The sequence below is a fragment of the Paenibacillus sp. FSL H3-0469 genome (assembly GCF_038051945.1).
Lineage (GTDB): Bacteria > Bacillota > Bacilli > Paenibacillales > Paenibacillaceae > Paenibacillus_AQ.
This window is the reverse complement of sequence record NZ_CP150302.1, coordinates 2,380,701-2,406,387: the sequence shown is the minus strand read 5'-3', so window position 1 is coordinate 2,406,387 and position 25,687 is coordinate 2,380,701. Positions and strand designations below refer to the sequence as shown.

The 25,687-nt window shown below is 44.9% G+C and carries 27 protein-coding genes; 10 read left to right on the top strand and 17 right to left on the bottom strand.

Annotated features, from left to right (window positions below; translation table 11 throughout):
* Together NSS83_RS10425 and NSS83_RS10420 are read left to right on the top strand one after the other, a co-directional pair.
* Positions 1-936, top strand: a complete 936-nt coding sequence (locus tag NSS83_RS10425; RefSeq protein ID WP_209988272.1) for a sugar ABC transporter permease — start codon at positions 1-3, stop codon at positions 934-936.
* An 82-nt stretch (positions 937-1,018) separates the two neighbouring features.
* Complete coding sequence (locus NSS83_RS10420) at positions 1,019-1,858, top strand: carbohydrate ABC transporter permease (RefSeq protein ID WP_341348206.1); 840 nt, start codon at positions 1,019-1,021, stop codon at positions 1,856-1,858.
* 275 nt (positions 1,859-2,133) lie between these two features.
* On the opposite strand, the gene NSS83_RS10415 is transcribed toward NSS83_RS10420, so the two are convergent.
* The 10 genes from NSS83_RS10415 to NSS83_RS10370 form a co-directional block, all read right to left on the bottom strand.
* Positions 2,134-3,189, bottom strand: a complete 1,056-nt coding sequence (locus NSS83_RS10415; protein WP_341348205.1) for an aldo/keto reductase — start codon at positions 3,187-3,189, stop codon at positions 2,134-2,136.
* Positions 3,190-3,335: 146 nt separating this feature from the next.
* Positions 3,336-4,280 carry an AraC family transcriptional regulator gene (locus NSS83_RS10410; RefSeq protein ID WP_341348204.1) on the bottom strand — a complete coding sequence of 315 codons (945 nt, stop codon included), beginning with the start codon at positions 4,278-4,280 and terminating at the stop codon, positions 3,336-3,338.
* A gap of 312 nt (positions 4,281-4,592) precedes the next feature.
* Entirely contained in the window at positions 4,593-5,714 is a 1,122-nt protein-coding gene (locus NSS83_RS10405) for an endospore germination permease (RefSeq protein ID WP_341348203.1), read from the bottom strand.
* 12 nt (positions 5,715-5,726) lie between these two features.
* Positions 5,727-5,960 (bottom strand): hypothetical protein, encoded by a 234-nt coding sequence (locus NSS83_RS10400; RefSeq protein WP_341348202.1) that lies wholly within the window; start codon positions 5,958-5,960, stop codon positions 5,727-5,729.
* 6 nt (positions 5,961-5,966) lie between these two features.
* On the bottom strand, positions 5,967-7,160 hold the full coding sequence (locus tag NSS83_RS10395; protein WP_341348201.1) for a Ger(x)C family spore germination protein: 1,194 nt from the start codon (positions 7,158-7,160) through the stop codon (positions 5,967-5,969).
* 25 nt (positions 7,161-7,185) lie between these two features.
* Entirely contained in the window at positions 7,186-8,784 is a 1,599-nt protein-coding gene (locus NSS83_RS10390) for a spore germination protein (protein WP_341348200.1), read from the bottom strand.
* A 424-nt stretch (positions 8,785-9,208) separates the two neighbouring features.
* Entirely contained in the window at positions 9,209-9,364 is a 156-nt protein-coding gene (locus tag NSS83_RS10385; RefSeq protein WP_339219403.1) for a DUF2642 domain-containing protein, read from the bottom strand.
* 2 nt (positions 9,365-9,366) lie between these two features.
* Positions 9,367-9,660: a phosphatidylinositol kinase gene (locus tag NSS83_RS10380; RefSeq protein WP_341184520.1), complete on the bottom strand. Its 294-nt coding sequence runs from the start codon at positions 9,658-9,660 to the stop codon at positions 9,367-9,369.
* Between the two features lie 306 nt (positions 9,661-9,966).
* Positions 9,967-10,512 carry a hypothetical protein gene (locus NSS83_RS10375; RefSeq protein ID WP_341184521.1) on the bottom strand — a complete coding sequence of 182 codons (546 nt, stop codon included), beginning with the start codon at positions 10,510-10,512 and terminating at the stop codon, positions 9,967-9,969.
* A gap of 118 nt (positions 10,513-10,630) precedes the next feature.
* Positions 10,631-10,993: an Imm8 family immunity protein gene (locus NSS83_RS10370; protein WP_341184522.1), complete on the bottom strand. Its 363-nt coding sequence runs from the start codon at positions 10,991-10,993 to the stop codon at positions 10,631-10,633.
* Positions 10,994-11,179: 186 nt separating this feature from the next.
* Between NSS83_RS10370 and NSS83_RS10365 the strand changes: the two genes are divergently transcribed.
* The gene (locus NSS83_RS10365; protein ID WP_341348199.1) at positions 11,180-12,259 is read left to right on the top strand and encodes a discoidin domain-containing protein; all 1,080 of its coding nucleotides are present in this window, start codon (positions 11,180-11,182) and stop codon (positions 12,257-12,259) included.
* Between the two features lie 160 nt (positions 12,260-12,419).
* Positions 12,420-14,093, top strand: a complete 1,674-nt coding sequence (locus tag NSS83_RS10360; protein WP_341184525.1) for a GBS Bsp-like repeat-containing protein — start codon at positions 12,420-12,422, stop codon at positions 14,091-14,093.
* 275 nt (positions 14,094-14,368) lie between these two features.
* On the opposite strand, the gene NSS83_RS10355 is transcribed toward NSS83_RS10360, so the two are convergent.
* From NSS83_RS10355 to NSS83_RS10340, 4 genes are all read right to left on the bottom strand, one after another.
* The gene (locus NSS83_RS10355; protein WP_341348198.1) at positions 14,369-14,491 is read right to left on the bottom strand and encodes a hypothetical protein; all 123 of its coding nucleotides are present in this window, start codon (positions 14,489-14,491) and stop codon (positions 14,369-14,371) included.
* A complete protein-coding gene (locus NSS83_RS10350; RefSeq protein WP_341184527.1) occupies positions 14,484-14,627 on the bottom strand; it encodes an SOS response-associated peptidase family protein in 144 nt (47 codons plus the stop codon). Before NSS83_RS10350 ends, NSS83_RS10355 begins: the two co-directional genes overlap by 8 nt.
* A 348-nt stretch (positions 14,628-14,975) precedes the next feature.
* Positions 14,976-15,758, bottom strand: coding sequence for a hypothetical protein (locus tag NSS83_RS10345; RefSeq protein WP_341184528.1), 783 nt, complete (start codon positions 15,756-15,758; stop codon positions 14,976-14,978).
* 36 nt (positions 15,759-15,794) lie between these two features.
* Entirely contained in the window at positions 15,795-16,886 is a 1,092-nt protein-coding gene (locus NSS83_RS10340; RefSeq protein WP_341348197.1) for a cohesin domain-containing protein, read from the bottom strand.
* Positions 16,887-17,407: 521 nt separating this feature from the next.
* Between NSS83_RS10340 and NSS83_RS10335 the strand changes: the two genes are divergently transcribed.
* Positions 17,408-17,791 carry a hypothetical protein gene (locus NSS83_RS10335; RefSeq protein WP_341184530.1) on the top strand — a complete coding sequence of 128 codons (384 nt, stop codon included), beginning with the start codon at positions 17,408-17,410 and terminating at the stop codon, positions 17,789-17,791.
* Positions 17,792-17,970: 179 nt separating this feature from the next.
* Here NSS83_RS10335 and NSS83_RS10330 read toward each other — a convergent pair whose 3' ends face one another.
* Positions 17,971-18,291, bottom strand: a complete 321-nt coding sequence (locus NSS83_RS10330; protein ID WP_341348196.1) for a DUF6809 family protein — start codon at positions 18,289-18,291, stop codon at positions 17,971-17,973.
* A gap of 119 nt (positions 18,292-18,410) precedes the next feature.
* Between NSS83_RS10330 and NSS83_RS10325 the strand changes: the two genes are divergently transcribed.
* Entirely contained in the window at positions 18,411-18,791 is a 381-nt protein-coding gene (locus NSS83_RS10325) for a hypothetical protein (RefSeq protein ID WP_341348195.1), read from the top strand.
* Between the two features lie 45 nt (positions 18,792-18,836).
* Here the strand turns inward: NSS83_RS10325 and NSS83_RS10320 are convergent, their stop codons facing one another.
* Complete coding sequence (locus tag NSS83_RS10320) at positions 18,837-20,576, bottom strand: HAMP domain-containing sensor histidine kinase (RefSeq protein WP_341348194.1); 1,740 nt, start codon at positions 20,574-20,576, stop codon at positions 18,837-18,839.
* Positions 20,573-21,307, bottom strand: coding sequence for a response regulator transcription factor (locus tag NSS83_RS10315; RefSeq protein ID WP_341348193.1), 735 nt, complete (start codon positions 21,305-21,307; stop codon positions 20,573-20,575). Before NSS83_RS10315 ends, NSS83_RS10320 begins: the two co-directional genes overlap by 4 nt.
* A gap of 203 nt (positions 21,308-21,510) precedes the next feature.
* Here NSS83_RS10315 and NSS83_RS10310 point away from each other — a divergent pair, with 203 nt between their 5' ends.
* The 4 genes from NSS83_RS10310 to NSS83_RS10295 all read left to right on the top strand — a co-directional run bounded on the left by NSS83_RS10310 (position 21,511) and on the right by NSS83_RS10295 (position 25,640).
* Positions 21,511-22,194, top strand: coding sequence for a type II CAAX endopeptidase family protein (locus tag NSS83_RS10310; RefSeq protein WP_341348192.1), 684 nt, complete (start codon positions 21,511-21,513; stop codon positions 22,192-22,194).
* Positions 22,195-22,430: 236 nt separating this feature from the next.
* Positions 22,431-23,480, top strand: a complete 1,050-nt coding sequence (locus NSS83_RS10305; protein WP_341348191.1) for a LacI family DNA-binding transcriptional regulator — start codon at positions 22,431-22,433, stop codon at positions 23,478-23,480.
* A gap of 366 nt (positions 23,481-23,846) precedes the next feature.
* Positions 23,847-24,716, top strand: a complete 870-nt coding sequence (locus NSS83_RS10300) for an ABC transporter permease subunit (RefSeq protein ID WP_341185237.1) — start codon at positions 23,847-23,849, stop codon at positions 24,714-24,716.
* Positions 24,717-24,728: 12 nt separating this feature from the next.
* Positions 24,729-25,640, top strand: coding sequence for a carbohydrate ABC transporter permease (locus tag NSS83_RS10295; protein ID WP_341184537.1), 912 nt, complete (start codon positions 24,729-24,731; stop codon positions 25,638-25,640).
* Positions 25,641-25,687: the final 47 nt, after the last annotated feature.

The window sequence follows — 25,687 nt, the reverse complement described above, 5'->3', positions numbered from 1 at the left end:
ATGACAAGCGTTACAGCGGCAGCTGAGTCTGCCTCCAAAACTGCCCCATCCAGCAAAAAGCCCCGCCGGTTTCTGCGGGGAGAAGAAATAACCGCCTGGTGGTTCGTGCTGCCTTCCTTTGCTTTGCTGCTCATCTTTGTATTCTATCCGATGCTGCAAGCCTTTGTGATCAGCTTTCAGAATTATAACCTGGTAGGATCAACCCGCAGCTTCATCGGGCTGGACAATTACAAGTCTCTGGTGACGGACAGGGATTTCCTGGCCAGTCTCCGGCATTCGTTTCATTTTGCCATCGTAGTGATTCCGATTCAGACAGCGATTTCACTGGGCTTGGCACTATTAATCCAGAAAAAGTTCAAGCTTACCGGTCTGTTCCGCACACTCTATTTCATTCCGGTAGTCATTTCTACGGCAGTGGCCGCAACGGTGTTCAAACTGATCTACAACAAGGAATTCGGGATTCTGAACAATGTACTGAAGACGCTTCATCTGCCCACTACCAATTTCCTGTCCAACCCGGATACGGCGATGAACGGTGTGATCATGCTGGGAATATGGAAAGGCGTAGGTTTTTTCATGATTATCTTCCTGGCCGGACTGAACAACATTCCGCAAGATTTATACGAGGCGGCCCGGGTAGACGGTGCTACCAAAATACAGCAGTTCTTCCGCATTACGCTTCCTTTGCTCAACCGTACCACGGCCTTCGTGGTGATTATGACGACCATTGATGCCATTAAGCTGTCCGGCCTTGTGTTTGTATTGACCAGTGGAGGACCCAACGGGGCTACCGAAACCGCAGTCTATTATATCTATAAAATGGCCTTCCAGCAGATGCAGATGGGCTACGGCACCGCTGCCGCCTTTATTCTGTTCGCGATTGTTCTCGCCATCTCGCTCGTGCAAATGAGACTGTTCCGGAACGCGGAACATTAATGGAGGTGCTTCTGTAGCCCATTTTGCTGCAGGAGAATTTTGAGGAAGCGGCTGTTTCGTAAAACTACTAGGAGGAATCCACATGAACCGCTTTGCAAGCATTGCCAAGTATACGGTGATGACCGTTCTGGCTGTCATTTCAATAATCCCGATCCTCTGGATGATCTCGGGTTCACTACGCCCTTATGAGGAATTGTTCAAGTACTCCTCCAGTCTGAATATTCATTTGTTCGTTCCTGTCCAGCCAACGCTGGCTAACTTCAAAGAGGTTATCTTCAGTGAGGGCAACCCTTTTCTCCGCTATATCGCGAATACGCTGTTTGTTGCAGGAAGTGTAACCCTGCTGGTGCTGCTGGTGAATTCGATGTCGGCGTTTGCTTTTGCCAAGCTGCGTTTCCGGGGTAAAGCGATTGTCTTCGCCCTGTTCATGTCAGCGATGATTATTCCCGGTGAAGTAACGCTGGTCCCGAACTATCTGCTGATGAATTATTTCGGCTGGCTGAACTCCTATAAGGCGCTGGTGATTCCTTCGATGCTGTCTGTGTTCGGAATCTTTCTGCTGCGGCAGTTCTTCGCGGAAATTCCCGATGAGATTCTGGAGGCGGCCAAAATCGACGGAGCCTCGATGACCCGGACCTTCTCCAGTATTGTCTTGCCTGCGGCTGTCCCGCCGATGATCACCCTTGCGCTGATGACCTTTCTTGGCAACTGGGATTCCTATCTGTGGCCTCTAATCGTTATCAATGACGAAAAGAAACAGATGATCCAGGTAGCCATTGCCGCTTTCTCCTCGGTGGAAGGAACCGATTGGTCTAAGATTCTAGCCGCAAGCACCATTTCCACAGTTCCGATCCTGATCCTGTTTCTGTTCCTGCAGCGCTATTACATTCAGGGCATTACGATGTCGGGTGTGAAAGGGTAATGAAAGGAATGGGAACGAATTGAACTGGAAGGGGCCGTGACGATGGGCGCTTAACCCGGGAGAAATGGCGGGAATCTATTTCCCTTTTAATAAGGGACAACTTCCAACAGAAAATTATAACATATCGGTACTGGAGGTCTGTATTCCACCGCTGAAGATGTCTGCAAATGGAGCAATTGCTGTATATGACCAAACAGGTATTTGTAGGTGAGGCTGCTGGTTCCACAGAGTAAGAGGCCCATGCAACCCCGCATGGGCCTCTTACTCTGTTCATTTCACTTCAAACCACCCGGAATCGCAACCTCATGCCCAACGGTAGCTGCCATGCGGGCTATCGATTTCGGGTCGGAATTTTTGACATTTACGTCGATACGAGGGGTGTATGCGGCTTCCAGTCGCTCAGCTTCTTCGTCGGATAGCTTGATCGAGAGGGCTTTGATCGCATCGTCAATATGACTAGTTTTGAGCGCTCCGACGATGGGGGCGGCAACGACTGGGTTGCGATACAACCAGGCAAGGGAGATTTCGGCACGGCTAACCCCGCGTTCCTCTGCAACTTGACCGATGGCCTCGACAATGTTCTGGTCGGCTGCCGCAGTTACCTGGAAGTATTGGGCAGCACCGGCTTCGGTCTCGGAGCGGGCCGTTTGTGCACCCCAAGGCCGAGCCAGGACACCGCGCGAGAGCGGACTGAAGACCATGGTCTGAATCCCTTCGTCGGCACAGAGCGGGATCATTTCGTTCTCTTCCTCGCGGGCGATTAAGTTGTAGTTGTGTTGCATGGAGATGAAGCGGGTCCAACCGTTCTCTTTCTGGAGATGCAGGGCCTTGGCGAACTGCCAAGTCCTCATGGTGGAGGCGCCCAAATAGCGCACTTTGCCCATTTTTACGAGATCATGAAGGGCTTCAAGCGTCTCTTCCCACGGGGTAAAAGGGTCAGCCCGATGAATCTGGTACAGGTCGATATAATCCGTTCCAAGACGCCTCAAGCTGTGGTCAACTTCAGTCATAATGGCCTTGCGGGATAGCCCGAATGAATTAGGTCCTGAACGCATGGGGGCACCCAGTTTGGTGGCAATGACTACGTTCTCCCGTGTAGCGAAATCCTTGAGCGCTCTGCCAAGATTCTCCTCGCTGGTTCCGTGCGAATACAAATTAGCGGTATCAAAGAAGTTGATCCCCGCCTCAAGCGCGTGTCTGATCACAAGGCGGCTGCCTTCCTCGCCGAGCGCCCAGCCAGGGTAACCGCTGTGGGGATCTCCAAAACCCATACAACCGATGCAGATCGGTGAAACTTCGAGACCGGAGTGACCTAGCTTAACATATTGCATAAATACCTCCTGAATAAATTATATTCTTGTTGAACCTTATTGAAGGTATTCATAATATACAGCGAATGGCCAAACCCCCGGTACTCCGATCCAATCAAAAAGTTGCCTAATCCTATCATGGCGGCAATAAAAAAGAGAGTAGCAGGCTATAATTGCCCATTACTCTCTTTGATGATTCCGTTTAGTTGTATAAACCGCTTCATATCTTCTTTGGGTGGAAAGCCAAACATCCTGGAGTACTCCCGGCTGAATTGCGTCGGACTTTCATAGCCCACCTGAAAAGCAGCATCTGCTGCATTCTCTGACCCGGATAGTAATAGGCGGCGGGCTTCCTGAAGTCTCAGCTGTTTTTGAAATTGAATCGGGCTCATGCCGGTGATTTCTTTAAAATGCCTATGGAACGACGGAACGCTCATCTTCGCAAGTTGTGCCAAATCCTCAATGCGAAATGAATCCTGATAATGATTCAGAATGTGCTCAATGGCATGTTTGATATGAACGCTTGGACTCCCCTCCGATACAATTTGTCTTAAGGAGTCACCGTGTTCACCGTGCAGAACCTTATATAGAATTTCTTTGGCAAAAAGTGGCGCCAGCCCAGGAATATCTTCGGGTGTATCCAGCAGACGAACCAGCCTTACAACAGCATCTAACAAGGGAATATCTAATTTGCCAACATTCATACCGCGTCTGGATGTTCTTTTGGAGTTCTCCTTAAGTGCATCATCGCTTACCAGCTCTAAAATATGGCCGGGCGTAAATTCGATTTTACAGGTTAAGTTGGGAACTTCGGGGGTTGCTTCCAGCACTTCGGCAATGATTGGTAAATCCATAGAGGCTACAAGGTAGTGTGGCGGACCATACCTGAAGCGCTCTTTACCAATGACTATGCCCTTAAGACCTTGAACGACGATGTATAGTGAAGGGTTGTTAAGTTTGTAGGGAGGATCAGTCTCAGTAGAATGGTAAGGAATGGAACAACGGGAAAAGCTGAGGGACGAAATTAATGTAGAGTGCGGACCATCTATATGAGTATGGCGATCCACGAGTTCCACAAGCTCTTTTTGCAAAAAATGATTAAGATCAAACATACGGTTCCTCCTGTAAGGCTTTATCTTTAGATCTATGTAATGTTCATCATGTTAACCTTCCCTTGTTATTCGCGTACCTTATTTTAACATAGGAACAACGAGTACGGTATTAAGGCCGTTATGAAGGGGGGAGATACGTTATCTTTTGCTCAGCGCACTTGAGGAAAAGAACATTATTCCAGAACGAAAGCCGGAACAATCATTTGGCATACCCGTGAAGGCAGCAATGCCCAAAGAAAAAAAACGGACGGAAGCGACCCGGCGTATCGCGGGGGGCGATTTCAACGTCAAGCTCAATATTAAACAAAAAGATTACTTCTCCAGGGACGCTTTCGTTTTATTCAACCGTCGTCTAAAGGAATCGATCCCAAGCAACAAAACGGGATAGATCAAACCGTGCAGCAATGTGAACGTAGGCCAAAACACAAAGGCAAGATTGCGGAAATATATAACATTTGGAAATATGATTATAGATAGTACCATAACAAGCATTCCTAAAGGTAATGTGATTATGCGGTAATTACTAACATGGAAGGTATGCGTTACCATTACAATCATTACATAAAAGACAATAATGCTCTTCACGAATAGAGAGATGAATATTATCCCTCCGGCCAATACTTCAATGCGTTGAATGAAATTGCCGATACTAATTTCTTTGGCTAACTCATAAGTCGGATAGCTGAGTCCAGCAGTGGCATCCGCTCCAAGAACAGCAATCGAAAGCACATTAATTATCACTAGAACAATTCCGCCGCCGAGCACACCAAGCAACATACTTTTACGGATTTTTTTGCGGTTGGTGATATGAGGGGTAATCATTAGCAGGAGGATCAATTCTGCAAACGGAATCCCGAGCAAACGGTAAGAGGCACTTAATATGGGCTTGATTCCATTTTCCAGAACGGGAGACAGATTGTCCACCAGCTTCATTTGGGGTAACAAAAATAAGGCGATAAGGATAATGAAAGACATAATAAATGGAAATAAAAACTCTGAAGTTCGGGTAAACGTTTCCAGCCCGAGCTGTACGCCCATAATGAGTGTGAGCATAAAAACAATCTCAACGGCTTGAATGGGTGTCTCCGGCAGAATAAGTGTCGTTAAAAAGTCACCGAGGGTCCGAAGCAAGGCTGATGAAAGCAACAGGGTATAAATGCTAAAGGAGAGTTTCATAAGTGTGCCGAACCATTTCCCTAACACCTTGTCAATGTAGTCGGCTAAATTAAGGTTAGGGTGGCGTTGGGTCAGTAATCCATAGAGCAGTACCAGCAGCACACCGTAAATGATGCCGATGATACTAGCCAGCCACGCGTCCTGATGGGCGAGTCGTACAAGCATTGTGGTACCGTTCAACACCGAGCTACCCATAGTAAATATGACTGTTAATATGATAAATTGACGGATGGATATCTTTTCTTTTACCGTCGGCATGACTTTACCCCCTTACTTTAATAGATTATCAACCGACTGGCCGACGGGATCAAAAATCGGTCTTAACCAATCCACCGGATTAGGGACTGGAATATTCAAAGCAAGCGCTATACTTAATCCGGTCGCGATGGCAAGAATCAGGCTAAACATGATTAGATCCATTTTTCGCTTGTCTTGAATCAGTTGGGGGATTTCATAAAGGCTGATTAATGAAGAAACCATCAGTATCTCTATAGCTCCTAACACAGGCTTCTACTCCTTCACTTTATCGAGAAAAGAGTTGCTAACGATTCCGGTTCGCCGAATTTTGAAATCTGAATGGATAGTAACGGCAATTTCTGCAAAGTGCTTGTTCCAATCCGTTTTCCATGTTCTCCAGGCCTGTGGATCAGCGCGATGGATCACTTCGCCAAATCCAAAGATATCTGATCCCAATTCTTTGGCTTTCCGGATGGAGGCTTCGAGAACACTAATTGCTTTTTCGTTAATAGATTGTTCCAGTCCTATAATGTTTTCAATTTTTGATAGATCAATTGAACATTCTACTTCTGCAATATTGATATCGGCATTTAGATGGATATCGATGCTCGGCTCACCGTTTATCACTTTACCCTTCACTTTAGTTTTGGATCGGAGAACTTCCATGACCAGATCACCGCCCCCAGGACATTCAATATGAGCAACTGTACTTTTTACATTATCCTTAATATAGTTATAGCCCTTGCTCTCCTCCTCATTAAGCCATCCAACCAATTTATCCTCCTTAAAAACGGCGACACCCTGAAACTTCAGATTGGAATAAGAACTCGTTTTGGTCACGTTCTTTAACGTTGTACCTGTAGTGGGGTTCCCTGTAATTATGATTCCTGTAAGCACAGCATTACTTCCTTCACTGGTTAAGTCAGCGATGAGTTGATCTATTTGGATGGCAACTGTGGGAGCCCATACTTTTTGCGATGTTTCAAGGGAGGTTTTCATTTTTTGGGCCGGGATTTTCTCCAGCGATGTAATGTTTTCCAGAATAGATTTGGCTTGTTCTTCTTTGGCTATGACCACGAAAAAATCTTTGCGGACTTCATGATCCCTTGATAAAAATTCCAGAGATTTGCTAATCCCTTCTTTCGCAATGTCCTCACTAATGACAAGCATTTGGAGATGGGAGAAGTACAATTTTCTTGGAGTTTCCGTCGTCATTTTGCGGATAGCTTCGAAGACGTGTTTTCCTTTTTCTGAATAGGTGATGACAGGGGTTCTGCCACTGGTCCCTATCTTGGAGGATACTTCTCCTGCATCAACCACTTGTAAGGTTACCATATATTGGTCGCCTGATTTATCTATGGACATGGCTACTACCAGAGCCAAATCATTCAATTCTCTCCGGTTCCAGCAGCCTGTAATCAAGAGCAGGCAAAGAGCAGTCATGAAAAAGATTGAGGCTCTGCGCATTACCTAACTCCTCCCATACAACACTCTATTGGTTTGACTTCGGTTTGGATGTAGAAGAGGTCTCTTCGCGAGTCCGGTTCTTTGGGCTAATTAGGCGGGGGCGCGTTAATAATTTCTTTAGCGGAAACCGAAGAATCGCGTCCTTCTGATCATCTGCAATATATGGGCTTAATGGAGCCATATATGGAATACCGAAGGAGCGCAAAGAATTCAAATGCAGCAACAAGGCTAATAGACCTAATGTAATCCCATACAATCCAAATGTGGCCGCCAACGCCATCATCACAAATCGCAGCATTCTTACGGAGATGGCCATGTTAAAGGCAGGTATGACAAAACTGGCTATTGCGGTTATAGAAACTACGATTACCATGGCAGCCGATACAATTCCTGCTTCTACAGATGCCTGGCCAATAACTAAAGCCCCTACAATCGAGACCGCTTGTCCGACAGCCCTTGGCATACGGATACCAGCCTCCCGAAGGATCTCGAAGGTGACCTCCATAACAAGGGCCTCTACAAAAGCAGGAAAAGGAACACCCTCCCGCTGCGCAGCCAAGCTGATCAGCAGCGGCGTTGGGAGCATTTCCTGATGGAAGGTAGTAAGGGCAATATAAATGGAAGGTCCCAACAACGCGATAAGAAAGCAAAGGTAGCGAAGAATTCTAATCAAAGAACTTACATCTGACCGCTGGTAATAATCTTCAGCTGATTGCAGACTTTGTATGAATAAAGCGGGAACCAAAAGAACAAAGGGAGTCCCGTCAATCATGATGGCAACCCGACCTTCCAATAGAGCCGCCGCAACCACGTCAGGACGTTCCGTATTGTACACGGTAGGAAAAGGAGTATAGGTTTCGTCTTGAATCAGTTCTTCAATATTACCGCTCTCCAGAATGCCGTCGATATCGATCCGATCCAGCCGTTCATGAACCTCCTGAATCACTTTATCATTAGCGACACCCTGGATATACATGACAGCAAGGTCAGTCTTGGTCAACCGGCCAATTTGCTTAGGTTCACAAAAAAGCTTGGCGTTCTTGATCCTTCTCCGCACCAGTGCCGTATTGGTTCGAAGGGTTTCACAAAAGCCATCCCGGGGACCGCGAACGACGGTTTGTGATTCCGGCTCGCTGACTCCCCGTTCATCCCAGCCTGGTGTATTTACAGATATCGCATGGACAAAACGGTCAAAGAGAATAACCGTATTCCCGGACAAGACAGAGGTATATAGAGAGTCGAAATCCGTGAGCTCCGTCATTGCTCCAACCGTCAAGCTGCGTTTCTTAATCCACCTGTAAAGAAATTCGGTAGGCAGGCCCTCCAATCCGCCTTCCATTTGGCTGGTTTCATGCATCAATGAATCCAGAATGGAGTTCTGAATGATTGTGGTGTCTGCTAAACCGTCGGTATAGATGATAGCTGCCCGGACGGCTTCATTGATCCCCAGGTTAAATTCACTAAAAAGCACATCGTTACTTTTCTTAAACGTTTCTTTAATCTTCAACAGATCTTGCTCCAAAATACCAGTGAGAGGATCATTCAAAGCGGGGGTTTGGACCTGCGGCTTCAGCTCTGATTGGTTATACTTCATAGACAGCTTTTTCCGCCAAAAGGTATTCATCTCCGCATCCCCCTCGGTCTATTCAATCAGCCCTGAAAATTCCATTTCTATATTATGTCTGTTGGAATTTTTTTTATTCAACTTACGCAACGAGAACAAGTTACCTTTCCTTCACTGTGCTAACATGGCTCCGTATCCAATTCCCTGAACGAATAGTGATCGGAACATAAAAAAGGGCCTTTAACCCGCACGGCTAAAGGCTTTAAGCTCAATCTTCCCGGAGCGTAGAAAAGGTTTTAAAAGGACATGGTCTGAATCCCTTCGTCGGCACAGAGCGGGATCATTTCGTTCTCTTCTTCGCGGGCGATTAAGTTGTAGTGCAAACTACCAAGTCCTCATTGTGGAGGCGCCCTGCTGACGCTTTCCTCGCCAAGCTAGGGTAACACTGAGGGGATCTCTACTATCGTAGCTTCTTCACAAAAATCTATTCTGGCATAATCCAGACAATCTCGCAGATTCGTACGAAAAACTTCCGGCCCCTGGTATCCAATACAACGTGGTCTGGCTTAACTTCCACTAAGCAGCCGCTAATCCCTCCGCGAGTGGTTTCGAGCACTACCTGTACGAATTCCCTAATCATTATTAAATGAAAAATGGAAGCAAGTACAAAGCTGTAATGGCACCAAAGGGAATCGGTCTTGGATAAAAGCGGCGGCGCGGGTAGAATCCCGGATAGTATCCGAATTGTCTGTAGGCTGTTGCGTTAGCAGGCATTCCGTTCATCTGGCCCATCATTTCATTTGTGGGAATGGCAAGTATAACGTTGTTCTGATCGATTTGAGCAATAAACCCGTCGTGAGACTGACCATCACTTGTAGTAATACCGACATACTTATTCATACAATTCCAGGCAACTTGTTGATAACTCGTTTCCATGGGGTAACCTCCTCAATTACTATCTCGTCAACAGTCTATGGACTACAACCCATATCCATCACGGCATATGCCTATAGCACACAAAATTTATAATGAAATAAGCCCATTGTAACGAGAGAGAAGCGATGAGTATGGATATGGGGGAAACGAACATAAACGGTGCGAATGATTGGAGGAAATAGTTGATAATTAGATTGTGTTGAGGACATACCAAAAAAACCACCAGGGAACATGGGAAAACCTCTCCCAATTGTAACGAAGGGGAGGCAGAAGCCCGTCAATCTTAGCTGGTCGGCGGGCTATTAGTTAAAGTCTTACGACACTGGCCTCGTCGTTCGGCAGAGAATTATTTAAGCCTTGGCAGAAATCCTTCATACCAAATGCAAATGTGTCTTGAAAAGTTACAGCTGACAACTCACCATGAGCATCTATAAAGTTAAATATCATATAGTGACTAGTTTTCTCTTTATTTCCTATTCCGGACATTCCACCGACAATTGTTCCTAACCCAGGTACAAGAAGCGTTCCAATCATTGCACGCCCCACAACACTTTTACTTTTATCGATCAATTCTTGCATACTTTTAACTTCAGCTGCTCTGAATTGCGTCAGATAGATTTCAAATCTTTGTCTGCTTGAGTCAATAAGTACTCGATCAGAAAATCTAAAAATCTTGCACTCGACACTTCCAATGCCAAGTCCCTCCACATGTTTTGCGAATACCCCCTGTAACGCTCCGATACTTTTGGTTTGTTCTTTTAGCTCATTCCCTTGTTTAATTCCTTTTTTTGCTGCAAAAACAATACCGATAATGAGCACTACAATAAATCCCCAAATAAATAACATCATCATGAACAGCCCCTTAATCTGATAATAATTAGCAAAAATAGTCTATCAGAATAATAGGGAATATACTATGCATTTTACATTAAACACTAAATAAAAAGTGCTCACGGGTACAATTCTTTTATTAATTTTGCGAAAAATGTTTGTAGTTCTTCATTTCATCATACTCCCAAGGAAAAAGCCTGTTAATTGACAATGCAGTTTGTTCCCAGTCATCCTTAGCACATTCCGAAATTCTAACTTGAATACAATCTTTAATGGCATTTAAGTTGAATTCAGGAACTACCACAAATCCTCTGCAAATTATAAATGGTCTGGTACTAAGAAAATCCGCGATCCCTTGAGCAGTCCCAACTGTAGCATAGAATTGATCAGCACCAGAGACATCTGCAGGACCAATGTCTAGAACTAAGGATTCGCAGAAATCTCCGGTCACATCTCCTTCAGCAAAAACATGAACATTCTTTAGTTCTGAAATTATTGCCATTATAAACTCCTTTCAATTTACCAATGTCCTAATTTCGTGCATTATTGATGGCTGATATCTTGTTCGATTCCACATTTTACCTCAAGAACTCTTAAGTGTATTGTAAATTTCTGTAGATAAACAGACTGTTTGTTCGCCTTTATTTGGTGTAGGCTTGATGCATACATATTAAAGGAGATGGATTTTTTGAAACGTTGGAAAAGTGTAATGATTAAGACGATAATTTCTCTTTCTTTGGTACTATCAATGTTTGTATTTCAAAACCATGCGTTTGCTGATGCTACTGGAGAAGTAGACTTAACAGATGGGTTACCAAATTCTGCGTTTTCGGCAAGTAGTGTTTGGAATAGACCGGGCGATACCCGGAACTTTGGCCCTGAGAAAGCATTTGATAATGTTTGGATCGAAAATAATGCAGGATTTTCTACTAATGCGACAAAAAACGAATGGATAGCTGTTGATTTTGGTAAGGAACAATCCATTTCAAAGTTGAAGTATAAGGCTGATCTATCATATGAATATGATATGAAGGATTTTGTTGTGCAAGCCTCAAATGATAATTCTAACTGGGAAAAGCAATATTCAGGTAGCGCACTAGGAAATGATACTATTCAAGAATTTGTATGGAAACCAACTGGTAGTTACAGATATTGGAGAGTCCAATTGATAAATAATATTGGAAATAACAGCTATTGTATTATGGTAGCTGAGATGGAACTGATCGGCTCTAAACAAGAGGCTCCATTAAATCTAGTTGCAGTTGGGAAAAATAAGATGGTTGATCTCTCTTGGTCACCTGTTACAGGTGCAACTGGTTACAATGTAAAGCGTGCTACCGATACAGGAGGACCATACACTTCAATCGCTCCCAATGTTACAGGTGACTCATACACGGATAATACTGTTATCAATGGTATGACTTATTATTACGTAGTATCAGCAACGGACGGAAGTAGTGAAAGTCTGAATTCAAATGAAGCATCAGCTACCCCGCAAAAGGTTAATCAGCCCGATCCAGAATCTTTAGGAGAACGTGCTATACTTACTATTACACTAACAACTGGTATTGATAAAGAATATGATCTTTCGGCTGAAGAGGTCAGTGCTTTCTTGAATTGGTATGATGCAAGAGATGCTGGAACAGGACCAGCCAAGTACGCGATCACCAAACATAACAATAATAAAGGGCCCTTTAGCGCCCGTAAAGATTATGTAATCTTTGATAAGATCCTCACGTTCAGTGTGGATGAATATTCAGCAGAATAACCTTTTCTCATATTTAACCCTGTCAGTAATGGCAGGGTGTTTTTTTGCATGAAGGAAAAAATTCCTTGCCTACATATACATAATGTTCCATTACAAATATAATGTTAGTTACATCTGTTTTTGCTGAATTTGTTTTCTTAACTTGGGGAGGAATTATATTATGTCAAAAAGAATATGCTTGTCTTTTTTATTACTAACGTTTTGTATGAGTATATTTTCATTTTCAGCACATGCCCAAGTAAATACTATTACTAGTAATGGAAAACTAGTTGTTGATAGTGCCAATACAACAAAAGATTATTTTGAAGTATCCGCGAGTGATATATGGTATATGGGGTGGCATAAGGCGGATAATTCTATTGATACTGGTCCTTATTTTGCTGTTTACAAAACCTCGGAAGGGTCAAATTCGGCGAAATGGTACTCTATGCAAAAAGATAATAGTAATGTATATCGCTGGTCTTCAAAAGTATATTTTAGCGATTTTTCTAACGCCCCAGGTGAATACACAATAACTGTTTATCAAAATGGGATTACGAATTATCCAGGACAAACGAGCGTGAAGGCAGAGCACTTTCTTGGTGAGCTTAAGGTGAATTATTTAGATGTTATGACTAGTGAAACAAATACATATAAATCTAATTTTAATCTATATGCGAGAGATTTACCAAATGTTCAAGGGGTATTTTATGCTGTCTGGAGAACTGAAGATGGAATAGATACAGCAAAATGGTTTGGAATGACAAAGGACTCTAGTGGTCAGTATGTAGATAATATCGATATTCAAAATTTTGATTATAAGATTGGCGAATATCAAATGAATATATTTAAGACTAATGCAGACGGATCAAACAATCTCATTTCAAATACGAAAGTTAATGTAAACCCTGCAACTTCTAGTAACGAAACCATTAAAGGGGATTCATTTCCTGTATATGCATATAAGATTAACCCTAATATGACAAGCGCTTATTTTGCTGTTTGGAAAGATGAAGATGGAATAGATAATTCTAAGTGGTACGATATGACATATGATAATGTAAATAATCGTTGGAATTCAACGGTCAATATTTCAGACTTCAGCAATCGAGATGGAATTTATCATGTAATTGTTTATGGTGAGTTAGTGGATGGAACTTCAATTCTACTTGGTCAGGTTAAGATTAATATATTTGCAAAACAGGTTCCTGTTTTGATGTACCATGAAATTGGTGATCCCAGTACTGGGGCTGTATCGGCAACGGATTTCGAACAACAGATGCAGTACCTTAAAGATAATGGATATACCATGTTAACTTTTGATCAAATTGCTAACTATAAAAATTATGAGAAGCCCATCATTATAACGCTTGATGATGGTTACGCTAATAATATGCAGGCATATCAAATATTACAGGGAATGCAAACGAGTTCTTTCAATCCAAAAGCTACAATTTTTATGATAGGCTCGTATATTGATAATCCAAATGTTAATTATTTGTCTGTTAGTCAAATGAAAACCATGAGCGATAGCGGTATTATTTCGTTTCAAAGTCATACTTATAACCATGTGGATCTTCGAAGAACAGATGTAAATGAAGGCCTGGAGTATATTACATCAGCACAAAAAATATTTGCGATAACGAATAAGCCTGTCAACGTAATGGCATATCCAGTAGGTGGGTACAATTCAAATGTTATTGATACCATAAAAAATACTGGCTACTTATATGCGGTTACAACTGATGATGGCAAATATATTAGCACTAATGATTCTGAAGGGAATTACCAAATTAAACGAATTGGTATTTACGGGAGTTTACCAATTACTGAATTTGCTGAAAAAATTAAATAAAGATCGCCGGAAGCTGGTTTAGACGAGATAGATTTAAATTCAGAGCCTACTTAAACAAACCCGTCAGGCACATGCCCGTCTGGTTTGTTTTTATCTGATATCCTCAAGCAATTCTTCAGAGTTATTTCGCGTATTACCTACAGTCGAGGGGACTTTATAAGACCGCATTTTTGATGCATCATATGGCCTCAGCAGCTTTAATAGGATTTGACATCGTCATAATCTCTTTCCAGCCAATCGGCCTGATCCTCCGACCGGAGGATCACTGGCTACGGTCATGTATCAGCCATCAAACTGTTTGGGGTTGTGGGGATGATGGTACATGTGCTGATTTTCTTGCCTTCCGGATATTCCCATGTGTCATACAATCCGGAAAAGGATATGTTGCCATCACTCATTAAAATTCGGTAGGCTGTTTGGTAAACCGTCCTTTTTCCACTCGTAAAATCCATCCGCTGGTATGATGCAGCGCTTGGATTTCAACAAACGTTTGAAAGCAGGCTTCTGCGCAACGGTCTGTCTCAGCTCGAGCATTAATCATCCTGCTGCCGACCTTATCATCCCTGGACCAAACCGCACAAGCCCCCAACGAAGCTCCCCAAGACGTTTGCCATCATCAGTGGCGATCACAGCTGGGATGTTATACATAGGTGCGACATTATAGTTTGGTTTCAGTATAGCTATCTTGCTGTCATCGATCAGGTAATGCGTAATCAGTTTCTTCCAGGGTGACAGTTATAGTAAATCTTCCACACATATAATCCACCTCCCAAAATAAAGATCTTTATGATAATCATAAAATTGCGTGTTCAAACAAAAAACTCCTCTATCCAATTTTAGCTCTTGGCTACTTTGGATAGAGGAGGTAAGTGCTGGTAAGGATTATTCAGGTCTTGTATACTCGCTTACTTCAAAGGTTAGGATTTTGTCGTAAACTACATAATCTTTACGTTTTTTGAAAGAGCCTTTGTTATTCGTGTGCTTATCAATTGCAAACCAGCCTGGGCCTCTGCCTGCATCACGGGCATCATACCAAATTACGAATGCTTCAACTTCAGCGATTGGAAGGTCGTATTCCTTTTCGGTCCCGTTGATAAACGTAACTGTAAGCAGCGCTCGATCACTCGATGGTTGTTCTGGTGTTGCAGTTGGCTTTGGCGTTGCTGAAGGCGTTGGCGTTGCTGTAGGCTCCGGAGTAGCTGTCGGTGAAGGAACAGGTGTAGGATGAACTGTTGGTGCAGGCGTAGCTGTCGGTGTTGCCGTTGGTGTCGGCGATGGGTCTAGAAAGGGGTTGGTAGTCGAAATGTTTGTAGTGTTTCCAGTGCTTCCTGTTGAGCTAGTCCACGACACATCTGTAAGAGTAGCTCCCGCATTAAGTGTTACTTGCATATATCGCATAACATATATCGAATGCGCATTTATAAAACTACCACTTAAAGGCACAGGCGAACCAACTGGAGTACCGAAAAATAGCTTCCCATTAATATCAAAAAATTTTAGATCTGTTCCAGTACCTGTACCGGTGAATTTAAAATTAGCTATATCTTGTCCATTACTACCAAAATCAATATATACTGTACCTGAACCAACACTTGCAAAAGCACCTTGTACAGGCAAAGCAGCAAACATTAACACTAAAGCTAACATTAGTTTTAACTTTCTCAATTATTACACCCCTCATATACATTTTCTTATCGTTCTTTAGGTATTAGGCAAGTAATCCGGATTATTTAAAATCTGATCAACAATAAAAAGCAAGTCATCATCATTCACATATTCATCACCGGCTTGTTGAGCATTATACTTAACCGGATCAACATCGGGGGCGAAATACTTGAAGTACCTGGCATCGATTGCGAGGTCAACCAGGGTATATGTACCAGACTTGTTAACGTCAATTGTCTCAATAATGACACTGTCTTCCAAGCAGTTATCTTTCTCCAGGTCATATTCCTCTTCGGTATCTGCAATCCTCGCTTTAGTTGCATCGACAACTGCAGTCCCTTTGGCTTTGGCCTTAAACTTGAGTTTTACGACAACGGTATCTTCGTTGATGCCGTATTCTTCACCCTGACTTGCTACTACAAAGCGGACAGCACCGTTTTGATCAACAGGTTTATTGTATACTTTATAACCGGTTACCTCTTCAAACCCGAGATATTGCAAATGCTCTTTGTCATACTTCACTTCAAAGTCTTCAGCATAAATATCCTTCACGTTTTTTAGTGATATATCTGCCGTGAACTCCTTGCCTAGACCGATTTTTTCTGGAGCAATATTAGCATCAAGAGTTGGTTTCAATGCTGGTGTTGGAGTAAAGGTTGGTGTGGGCTCTGGTGCAACCGTTGATGTTGGTGTTGGTGTGGCCGTTGGTATAGGCGTTGGCGTTGATGTTTCCGCCGGTGTTATAGTTATTAAGACATTAACAGAACTTGCTCTATTAGTACCAGTTAATATTATTTTATTGATATTTTGATACGAACCCACTGATATTACATTATTGTATCCCACGGTACCTATTTGATAAGTCCCAGAATCAGCAATAATGCTTACATTAACTACATTAGGAGAACCGTTACTACCAGTGTATGATCCTCCTGCACCTTGTAGCTTGATTGAACTTACATTAATAGGCTCAGATGCAATGAGCTCATTAGTGTCGTAATTGCGAACAGTAGTGGTGCCACTGTATACTGTTCCATCAAATTGTAAACCAGTAATTGATGGAGAAGCAAATGCAGTAGTTGCTGCAAAGCACATGAATATTGTTAGGAACATAACGATTTTTTTCATATTAATCTCCTCACATAATGTTTTTCTTAAGTTATTTCTATAACCATCTTATGTATCCGACGAACTGATAGTTTCATTTCTCCTTTCATTGGAAAATATGTATTCATGTTGCTTGACTATCCTAAGACGAAAAATGTAATTCGTCTAAACATTAATTCTTATATTTGGGATATATAGATTGAAGACATTAAAAGTACATAATTATGGGAGTTAACGCATATAATCAGGATTAATTAGAGAACATTCGTTTGAGTTAAAAACAAACGAATGTTCATTTTGAATTTTTGGGAAGATTGGTCATGAGGATGAGAACCGGCTAAACAATAGAAATTATATATCTGGATAAAGTCAGGCAAGGTATTATGACAGATTGTCACGTTAGATTAGCTTTCTTGCAAGAAAAGCGGGCTGTCTGTCCGTTAATTTGCTTTTTTTGAAATAACTCATCAGTTAATGTGAATAAATTCACATTTTAAAATAAATACTACATTTGCATTTAACTAATAAGGAGGTTGATTGAAGTGAGTGATAAAGTTCCAGGCTTCCCGGATAAATCTGATTTTGATCAAAGTAAGCTTCACGAAGCAACTGCAAGTTGGGATTTCCATCGTGATCCAGGCACTGGTGGAAAAAACTATGGGGAAGATCTGAAAGCTCCAGATGGTACAGTAGTAGTGGATTTTAACACACATATTGATTCCGACCATAACACCAAAGGTGGGGCAGATATACACGCTTACATTGAAGATAACGGTATGTATAGAATTCCTAGAGGTGTTCATGTAGGTCACAGACTTACGCCTGGTTCTATTGGAGGTCCAGGAGCATCCTATAAAGGGAACATTACAATGACAGTTGTAAGTGATGCGGATTGGTGGCCCGTAGCAACCAAAGGCCCACATTAATTAATCAATTACAATAAAATAAAAATCCAGTCATGTTCTGTGGCTGGATTTTTTGCTAGATCATAGATCTGATAAGGAGAAGCAGGATTGAAATGAGTATAAAAGTGTGAGGAAACAGGGATGGATTTATAATGGAAATCTGACTTTAAATGCGTCGGATTCTGGCGGCCAATATCCTGTTAACTACTCTTAGCTTTGTCTGGAAATGCACTCAACCGACCAGCAAGCCCCTCCTCCCCGATCAAAACCTCTACCACAATCCCCGCCCCCAGGCGAAAGCCATACTTAAAACTAGCCGCCAACTCCATGCCATGAGTTTGACCATACAAGTCTAACAGTGCTTCTAATTCGTCGAATTGCTCTGCTGAAAGCCGTCCCTTCCAAACCTCTATGATCTCAGATGTTCTTTTTCTTAAAATAGAGTACTGAGGGTCATCGGGTATGACATTTTCATCGGGATGCAAGTTGCCGTGGTACAGGCTCTCTAGGATACTTTCCACTTGCTCATCTCCTTCATCGATAGAATACTTTGTGTTCAACAATAAAAGATGTAAGCTGTTAAATCCACGTAGTATACTCTACAGAGCGATGGAAATATGGTTTTTAAAAGGAGGTACCCATGAAAAAGAGAATCGTACTCCTTTCATTCATTCTTCTATTTATTATTGCCTACATCGCGTTTGGGGCATGGATATCGCATGATACCAAGATCATATTAGAAGAAGCTATGAGGAAGGACGCTGATATGAATTATATGAGTCCTTCGGTATACAGCAAAATTAATCCTGTTGAACGTGGGCTGACATCTGATGGCTTTGAGTACCATTCGAGCTCTCATCATATCGGTTTTGTATTACCGCTGCATTACTTCGCAGGTTCAAAAGTATATGTGACTCAGAAATATGATGATGATGATTTTGGATTCAGAGAACCTGTTCAGTTAACGCTGAAATTGAAATCCGGGAAGTGGTACGCGACAAAGGTTAGTATTCAACCTTAACGGGAACAAGGGCTCCAGTTCATTAGAACTGGGACCCTTGTTTACTTAGCACGGCAAAATAATCTCAAACTCCGTACCCTGCCCGATTGTCGATTGAACCTTAATTTCCCCGCCGTGTGCTTCCACGATGGTCTTGGCGATGCTCATGCCGAGCCCGGAGCCGTCGGTGGATTCCTCGGTATTGGTTCCCCGGTAATAGCGGTTGAACAGATGATGCAGTGTCTCCTCGTCCATCCCTTTTCCATTATCGAGTACCCGTATGCAAGCTTTGTCGTGGACTCGGGCAAGAGTGACGGTAATGGTGGTGCCGGGCGGATTATGCTTGACTGCATTGGACAGCAGATTGTCCATCAGCCGCTGTAACCAGGTTACATCTGCCTGTATGAGCAGGGAATCCTCTTCCCCGGCGTAGTGAAACAGATACTCAGACATGGTGGCATCGTTGACGTACTTCAATACGGAGCAGCGCACCAATTCTGCCAGATCGAGCTCCCGCCGGACCATGATGGAATCGCTCTGCTTGAGCTGATGGATCAGGGAGAAGTCGGAGATCAGCTCCAGCATATATTCCCCTTTTTCCCGGATGGTCGCACCCATGATCCGCATTTCCTCTTGGCTCCATTGCTCAGGCAGCTTCTCCAGCATATACCCGTAGCCTTGAATCGTGGCTAGAGGGGTGCGCAGATCATGGGAGATCCCTGACATCCACTCCGCTTGCTCCTTCTCCAGCCTCTTGCGGTCCCGCTCGATCTGAGCCAATTGATGAGTCATCTGATAGAAGGCCTGAATGACTTCCTGATAGAGTCTGTTGCGGGTTCGCATGGTGCCATTGCGGCGGAATACTTTGCGCTTGTCCTTGGCAGTTAGCACCTCGTCATATTGTCCTTGGCCCATGCGTTCAAACCAGCCTGCGAACAGAATCAGGGGCCGCCCGTAGCGGTAGCCATGCCAGATGGAGATCGACAGCGCGAGAATCAGGATCAGTACTGCAATCCAGATGAGTCTCGGCGTTACATTTTCCAATACAGGATGCTTCAGAGGGAGTCCCGCTGCATGGGGCGTATAGACGATCCAGGTCATCCTGCTCGGCTCGTCCCGGTGGGCCACAATACCCGCGTCATAGTTGTCCGGAGACTGCTGGATGGCCAGAATGTCGAGCGGCCGGTATGCCTTGTCTACATACGTTTGATCGCCAATGCCTTGTACAGTGTTACTCTTAGAATCGATCACTTGCAGATAACTGCCAGTCTCCCGAAGCTGCTGTTCCAAGAGGGGAACCGCCTCACTCCTCACCAAGCCTTTCTGTCCATAAGCGTTGAACCAAGCCGTGAGCTGGTCAAGATCAGGAGTTGGATAGCCGAGCACATATAGCAGCGGGTCCTGGAACGAGAAATTCAGTTGCGTCTGCACAGCATAAGACCCCAGTCTCCGTGTCTCTTGAATATCGAGCAAATGAGCGGTGGAGTAGGAGGCAGGCAGTGCAGGATAGGGTGCTGTGTTAATGCTGTAGACGACCTCTCCTTCTGCATTTACCACCTGCAGCCACATCCCTTTCTCCTCGATAAGCTTGTTCCACTGGGAGAAGATATGAAGCTTCCCGTCTTTGTACTGGGCTTCTTGGGCAATCTGCTCCAGGACGCCAACCGGAAAGTTCCGTCGGATCTCATTGCTGGTCATGTTCTGGAAGAACATGATGCAGGCAGCCAAGGCAATGGTCACAATCGCCAGCGCATAGAAAATCAACTGATACGTGAAGTGGAAGGCCATACGTTGCTGGATTTTCATCGTTCCTCCGGCTCCTTCACCAGCTTGTAGCCGAGACCGCGTACTGTAAGCAGCAGCTTCGGATCGCCGGGATCGAGTTCGATCCGCTCCCGGATGCGGCGGATATGCACCATCACGGTCGAATCATCGCCCTGGCCGTTGATGCCCCAGACCTTGTCATAGAGCTGGGTTTTGGAGAAAACAATTCCGGGATGCCGGCAGAAGTGCAGTAATAACTGGAAGACCTGTGCAGGGCAAGGAACGGGTTGTCCCTCTACGGTCAGCTCGCCCTCCGCCTCGTTGAGGGTGAAGCGGCCGAACCGGTAAATTCCCTCATCGGGAACCTTCGCAGCAGCAGACGCCAGAGCTTCCGGCTCCAACCGGCGTATACGCGCTTGAATTCTTGCGGCTACCTCCAGAGGGTTGAAGGGCTTGGTGATATAATCATCCCCGCCCATGGCAAAGCCTTTTAGGATATCGAGATCAGTGGCCTTGGCTGTCAGGAACAGGATATAAGGATTCCCGTATTCGCGGATCTTGGAGCAGAGCTCCAGTCCGCTGCCGTCAGGAAGCATAATGTCAAGCAGGACAATATCGGGGACCACGCGTTGCACCAGGCTGATAGCTTCAGCACAAGTGGAAGCCCCATACAGTTGTTGAAAACCTTCGCGGCGAAGCACCATTTGCAGCATGGTGATGATTGAAGGTTCGTCGTCGATGATAGCGATTTTAATATCGGATAGAATTGGCATTTTGTCACCCTTGTTCAAAATAGCATATTTATCTTAACAGAACCTAAACAGCGGGCACCAAATTCAGCGAAAATTCAGCGGTTCGTTTAAGTTCTGTTCTGTTGGGGTTGGTAGGATAGGTCTAAGCAGTAAATTTGAGCTTCGATGAGAAGAATAGGAGGAAAATAGCATGAGTAAAAAAGGTCACGATCGGGGGAATGGCAATGAGCAGTCCATCTCTGTCTGAACAACCTCACACCCGGCCCGGCTGGCCGGAGATCCTAACTGCACTGTCCCTCTATATGATCGGCGTCGTAATCCTTGGGGTCTGGATGCTTCAAATTCCTGATGAGCAAGCCATCTTGCGGATTAATATCGGTGGTGCGGGCAATGGTCTGATTGGCTTTATAGCTTTGTTCGCAGCCTACGCCCTGCGGATTCGCAATTTACGTGCTTTCGGATTTCGGATGACGGAACGGAAATGGCTGCTGGTGGCGGTCGTCATCGGTATTGCTGCATTCGGGGGATGTTTTGTTATCGAAGGAATCTATTATCACTTTATTACCGAGATCAACACCCAGGCGGACTTCCAGACAGCAGCGCAAGGCGGTCCGCTCTCCATGTTTATTCTGCTTATCACCGGGGCCATCCTAACGCCGCTAAGCGAGGAATTTGTATTCCGCGGCGTCATTGCCAATGCCCTGAACCGTTATGGCCCATGGGCCGGAATCGTAGGCAGCGCTGCAATCTTCGGCGTGGTTCATGGATTCACCGTTATCCTGTTAGATGCATTCATGGTCGGCGTTCTGGTAGCATACCTGTTCCGCAAGACAGGCTCCATCTGGCCGGGAGTCGTGGTGCATATCGTGTATAACAGCCTCAATCTTATCTATTATTCTACGCTGTAAGATGGAGGAGGGGAGTGAATATGAAAGTATTTAGGCTGTCGGGAGGTTCCCGGCAGTTTTTTATCAATGAAACCCATTACATTATTGTGAAGCCAACATTGAAAGTGGCGAGTAACATTGCATACGCTTTTCCCAGCCCCGGAGCGGAATAGGAATAAATGGTTTACTAATACAGAGCTAGACGATAAGATGAAGCCAAAGCCAGTTATTGCCGATGGGCGAAGAGAGGGAACAGAATGAAACCCGTTACCGTATATGATATCGCCAGGGAAGCCAACGTCTCGGTTGCCACCGTATCCAGAGTGCTTAATAATACCGCCCCCGTCAAAAAAGAAACGAGGGAGCGGATTACTGCGCTGATCGACAAGCACCAGTTCCAGCCCAACGCGCTTGCGCGAAGCCTGATCCGCAAAGAAACCGGGATGATCGGGTTCATCCTGCCGGATATCACCAACCCGTTTTTTCCGGAGGTGCTGGCCAGCTTTGACCGGGAGACGAGAAAACTGGGCTACACCTGTTTTTTGTGCGATACCGTCTCTTCAGATGAGGAGACTGACCTCCAGTATGCGCGGGAATCACAGTATCTGGGGATATTGATGGAGAAGCAGGTCGATGGCATTGTGATGATTGGCGGCAGGCTGGATTTGTCCAAGCCGGATGCGGCGCTGGTACGGGAGGTAGAGGAAGCGGCCAAACGTGTTCCGGTGCTGATGATTAACGGGAATCTGCCCAACACGAAGATTCACCGGGTGGCGGTCGACCAGAGGCTGGGAGCGGAGCTGGCTGCACAGCATTTAATCGATCTTGGACACCGGGATATCGCCGTCATTGGCGGTTTCTTGCATATGTCCAATACGCAGCAGCGGCTTCAGGGATTCCGGACGGCCATGCGAAACAACGGTCTGGAGGTCCGCAAGGAATGGATGGTCCAAGGGGGATTCTCTGTCAACATGGGCTTTAAGTTTGCAGAGCAGGTGTTGAAGTTGCCGGACCGGCCGACAGCGATCATGTGTATGAACGACCTGGTGGCCATCGGCGCACTGAAAGCGGCTGACCGGGCGGGACTTGCCGTGCCGGCGGAATTGTCCATCGTCGGTTATGATGATATTCCGTTTGCGTCCTTCAGCATTCCTGAGCTGACTACGGTTTCGCTGATGGCCAGCGAGATAGGCCGTCTGGCGGCAGACATGCTGCATAAGCTAATCGCCGGCAAACAGGTGTCCCGTTTACATTCGGTTATTCCCGAGCTAAGGGTACGCCAGACGACAGCACCTCCCCGTAAATAATTGATCCGTGAACATAAATTAATAGTTGACTTTGAAATAACGAGGGCTTATTCTGTTGAAGAAAGCCCTTACATTTTATTTTTTAATGAAACCCATTTCACCTATAATCCGATTACTTGCTGAATGAACAAGGAAACTCCCTGGGAAATTTGCGAGAAGAAGAGAGACAGGATGAATAACAGGTTTCATTTTTTTATTTTCTTGTGAAATGGGTTTCATAAATTTTACAGCCGGTAGCTGCTATCTAATCAATTAAGGAGGGGTCTTATGTCCACTGCTTCACCTGCCCAATTGACAGAGAAGAGGTATACCGAACCCAAGCGCGGCCGCTGGAAACGTTTTAAGAACAACAAGACATTGCTGCTGATGTGCTTTCCGGCTGTAGCGTTTTTTCTTATCTTTTCCTATATGCCTATGCCTGGGCTGTATCTGGCGTTTATCAAGTACAACTATTCTGACGGCATCTTCGGAAGCGCCTTTGCCGGGCTGGAGAATTTCCGGTTCCTTGTCATGACGGGTGACCTGTGGCGCCTGACGTTCAATACCATCGCTTATAACATCGCGTTTATCCTCCTCGGCAACATGCTTCAGATTACGGTCGCTGTGCTGCTGAACGAGATGCGGTCCAAATGGTTCAAGAAAGTATCCCAGACCATGATGTTCCTGCCGTATTTCGTATCCGCCGTTCTGATCGGCCTCATCGCCTACAACATTCTGAGTTATGATTATGGCATTTTGAACTCGGTCCTGCACTCCTTGGGACTGGATCCGGTGAAGGCTTACTCTAGTCCGGGGGCGTGGCCGTTTATCATTGTTATCACGTATTTATGGCAGAGCACCGGATATGGCTCCATTGTGTATTTTGCCGCCATTATGGGGCTGGACAGTGAGATTGTGGAGGCTTCGGAGATCGACGGAGCCAATGCTTTTCAGCGTATCCGGTATATCGTACTGCCTTGGCTCAAACCGACCTTCATCATTCTGCTGCTGTTCTCGCTGGGCGGAATTCTTAAGGGGAACTTCGGATTATTCTTCAATCTGGTGGGGGCTAACAACACAGCGTTATACGCCTCTACGGATATTATCGAGACCTATGTGTTCCGCTCGCTGATGACCAACTTCAACTTCTCGATGGGCAGTGCGGTCAGCCTGTATCAATCCTTGTTCGGATTCATCGTTGTATTATCTGCGAACTGGCTGGTCAAAAAGGTATCGCCTGACAATTCACTTTTTTAGGAGGACTTGCCCATGGATGAGACTTTTGTAAGCGCACACAAAAAAACCGACGCCAGCGGACTTGTCGTTCGGTGGATTGGATATCTGTTTATCGGCTTCTTTGCCCTCTGCTGCCTGTTGCCGTTCTTGCTGGTGCTGGGGACCTCCTTCACCTCCGAATCGGCCATTAAGCTCTCCGGCTTCAACTTCTGGCCCAAAGAATTCAGTCTGTTCGCTTATAAAATTGTATTTGAGAATCCCGATCTGATCATCGGATCCTATATAGTAACGATTGTTATGACTATCGTAGGTACGGCGGTTGGCCTCCTGCTGGTGGCTATGACGGGATATGCGCTGCAGCGGCCGGACTTCATGTACCGCAACAAAATTTCTTTCTTCATCTACTTCACTACACTGTTCTCTGGAGGTCTGGTGCCGTTCTACCTGCTCATCACCCAGTATCTTCATTTAAAAGATAACTATCTGGCGGTTCTGCTTCCTGGTCTGCTAAGTCCGTTCTTGATCATTATGATGAAAAGCTTCGTCCGCTCTATTCCTCATGCTATTACCGAATCGGCGAAGATCGACGGAGCGGGTGATTTTAGAATTTTCCTCCGGCTGATTCTGCCGATGACCACGCCCGCCCTGGCCACCATCGGGCTGTTCATCGCCTTGGGTTACTGGAACGAATGGTATAACTCCATGCTGTTTCTGTCGCCGGATATGAAATACCGCACCTTGCAGCTGTTTCTGTATAACGTGATCACCAGCGCCGATTTTGTCCGCAATTCCGCTGCCTCCTCGAATGTGCAGCTTCGCGATGTGCCACTTGAGTCCATGAAGATGGCGACAGCCGTAGTGGCCACGGGCCCTGTCATTTTGTTCTACCCGTTCGTACAGCGCTACTTTATTAAGGGTATCACCGTAGGGGCCGTAAAGGGCTGATCTTCCAGACCCTTCAATTCTACTGCAACGATGTGCCAAGGCCATCA

Coding starts and splice junctions, on each gene's coding strand:
- NSS83_RS10310 (WP_341348192.1), top strand. CDS start 21,511: ATGAGCAGTCCATCTCTGTCTGAACAACCTCACACCCGGCCCGGCTGG.
- NSS83_RS10420 (WP_341348206.1), top strand. CDS start 1,019: ATGAACCGCTTTGCAAGCATTGCCAAGTATACGGTGATGACCGTTCTG.
- NSS83_RS10405 (WP_341348203.1), bottom strand. CDS start 5,714: ATGCCGACGGTAAAAGAAAAGATATCCATCCGTCAATTTATCATATTA.
- NSS83_RS10395 (WP_341348201.1), bottom strand. CDS start 7,160: ATGCGCAGAGCCTCAATCTTTTTCATGACTGCTCTTTGCCTGCTCTTG.
- NSS83_RS10355 (WP_341348198.1), bottom strand. CDS start 14,491: ATGAGTGATGGCAACATATCCTTTTCCGGATTGTATGACACATGGGAA.
- NSS83_RS10370 (WP_341184522.1), bottom strand. CDS start 10,993: ATGGCAATAATTTCAGAACTAAAGAATGTTCATGTTTTTGCTGAAGGA.
- NSS83_RS10375 (WP_341184521.1), bottom strand. CDS start 10,512: ATGATGATGTTATTTATTTGGGGATTTATTGTAGTGCTCATTATCGGT.
- NSS83_RS10295 (WP_341184537.1), top strand. CDS start 24,729: ATGGATGAGACTTTTGTAAGCGCACACAAAAAAACCGACGCCAGCGGA.
- NSS83_RS10305 (WP_341348191.1), top strand. CDS start 22,431: ATGAAACCCGTTACCGTATATGATATCGCCAGGGAAGCCAACGTCTCG.
- NSS83_RS10340 (WP_341348197.1), bottom strand. CDS start 16,886: ATGAAAAAAATCGTTATGTTCCTAACAATATTCATGTGCTTTGCAGCA.
- NSS83_RS10390 (WP_341348200.1), bottom strand. CDS start 8,784: ATGAATACCTTTTGGCGGAAAAAGCTGTCTATGAAGTATAACCAATCA.
- NSS83_RS10300 (WP_341185237.1), top strand. CDS start 23,847: ATGTGCTTTCCGGCTGTAGCGTTTTTTCTTATCTTTTCCTATATGCCT.
- NSS83_RS10410 (WP_341348204.1), bottom strand. CDS start 4,280: ATGTTTGATCTTAATCATTTTTTGCAAAAAGAGCTTGTGGAACTCGTG.
- NSS83_RS10315 (WP_341348193.1), bottom strand. CDS start 21,307: ATGCCAATTCTATCCGATATTAAAATCGCTATCATCGACGACGAACCT.
- NSS83_RS10360 (WP_341184525.1), top strand. CDS start 12,420: ATGTCAAAAAGAATATGCTTGTCTTTTTTATTACTAACGTTTTGTATG.
- NSS83_RS10415 (WP_341348205.1), bottom strand. CDS start 3,189: ATGCAATATGTTAAGCTAGGTCACTCCGGTCTCGAAGTTTCACCGATC.
- NSS83_RS10425 (WP_209988272.1), top strand. CDS start 1: ATGACAAGCGTTACAGCGGCAGCTGAGTCTGCCTCCAAAACTGCCCCA.
- NSS83_RS10320 (WP_341348194.1), bottom strand. CDS start 20,576: ATGAAAATCCAGCAACGTATGGCCTTCCACTTCACGTATCAGTTGATT.
- NSS83_RS10385 (WP_339219403.1), bottom strand. CDS start 9,364: ATGATTAGGGAATTCGTACAGGTAGTGCTCGAAACCACTCGCGGAGGG.
- NSS83_RS10380 (WP_341184520.1), bottom strand. CDS start 9,660: ATGGAAACGAGTTATCAACAAGTTGCCTGGAATTGTATGAATAAGTAT.
- NSS83_RS10325 (WP_341348195.1), top strand. CDS start 18,411: ATGAAAAAGAGAATCGTACTCCTTTCATTCATTCTTCTATTTATTATT.
- NSS83_RS10350 (WP_341184527.1), bottom strand. CDS start 14,627: ATGCTCGAGCTGAGACAGACCGTTGCGCAGAAGCCTGCTTTCAAACGT.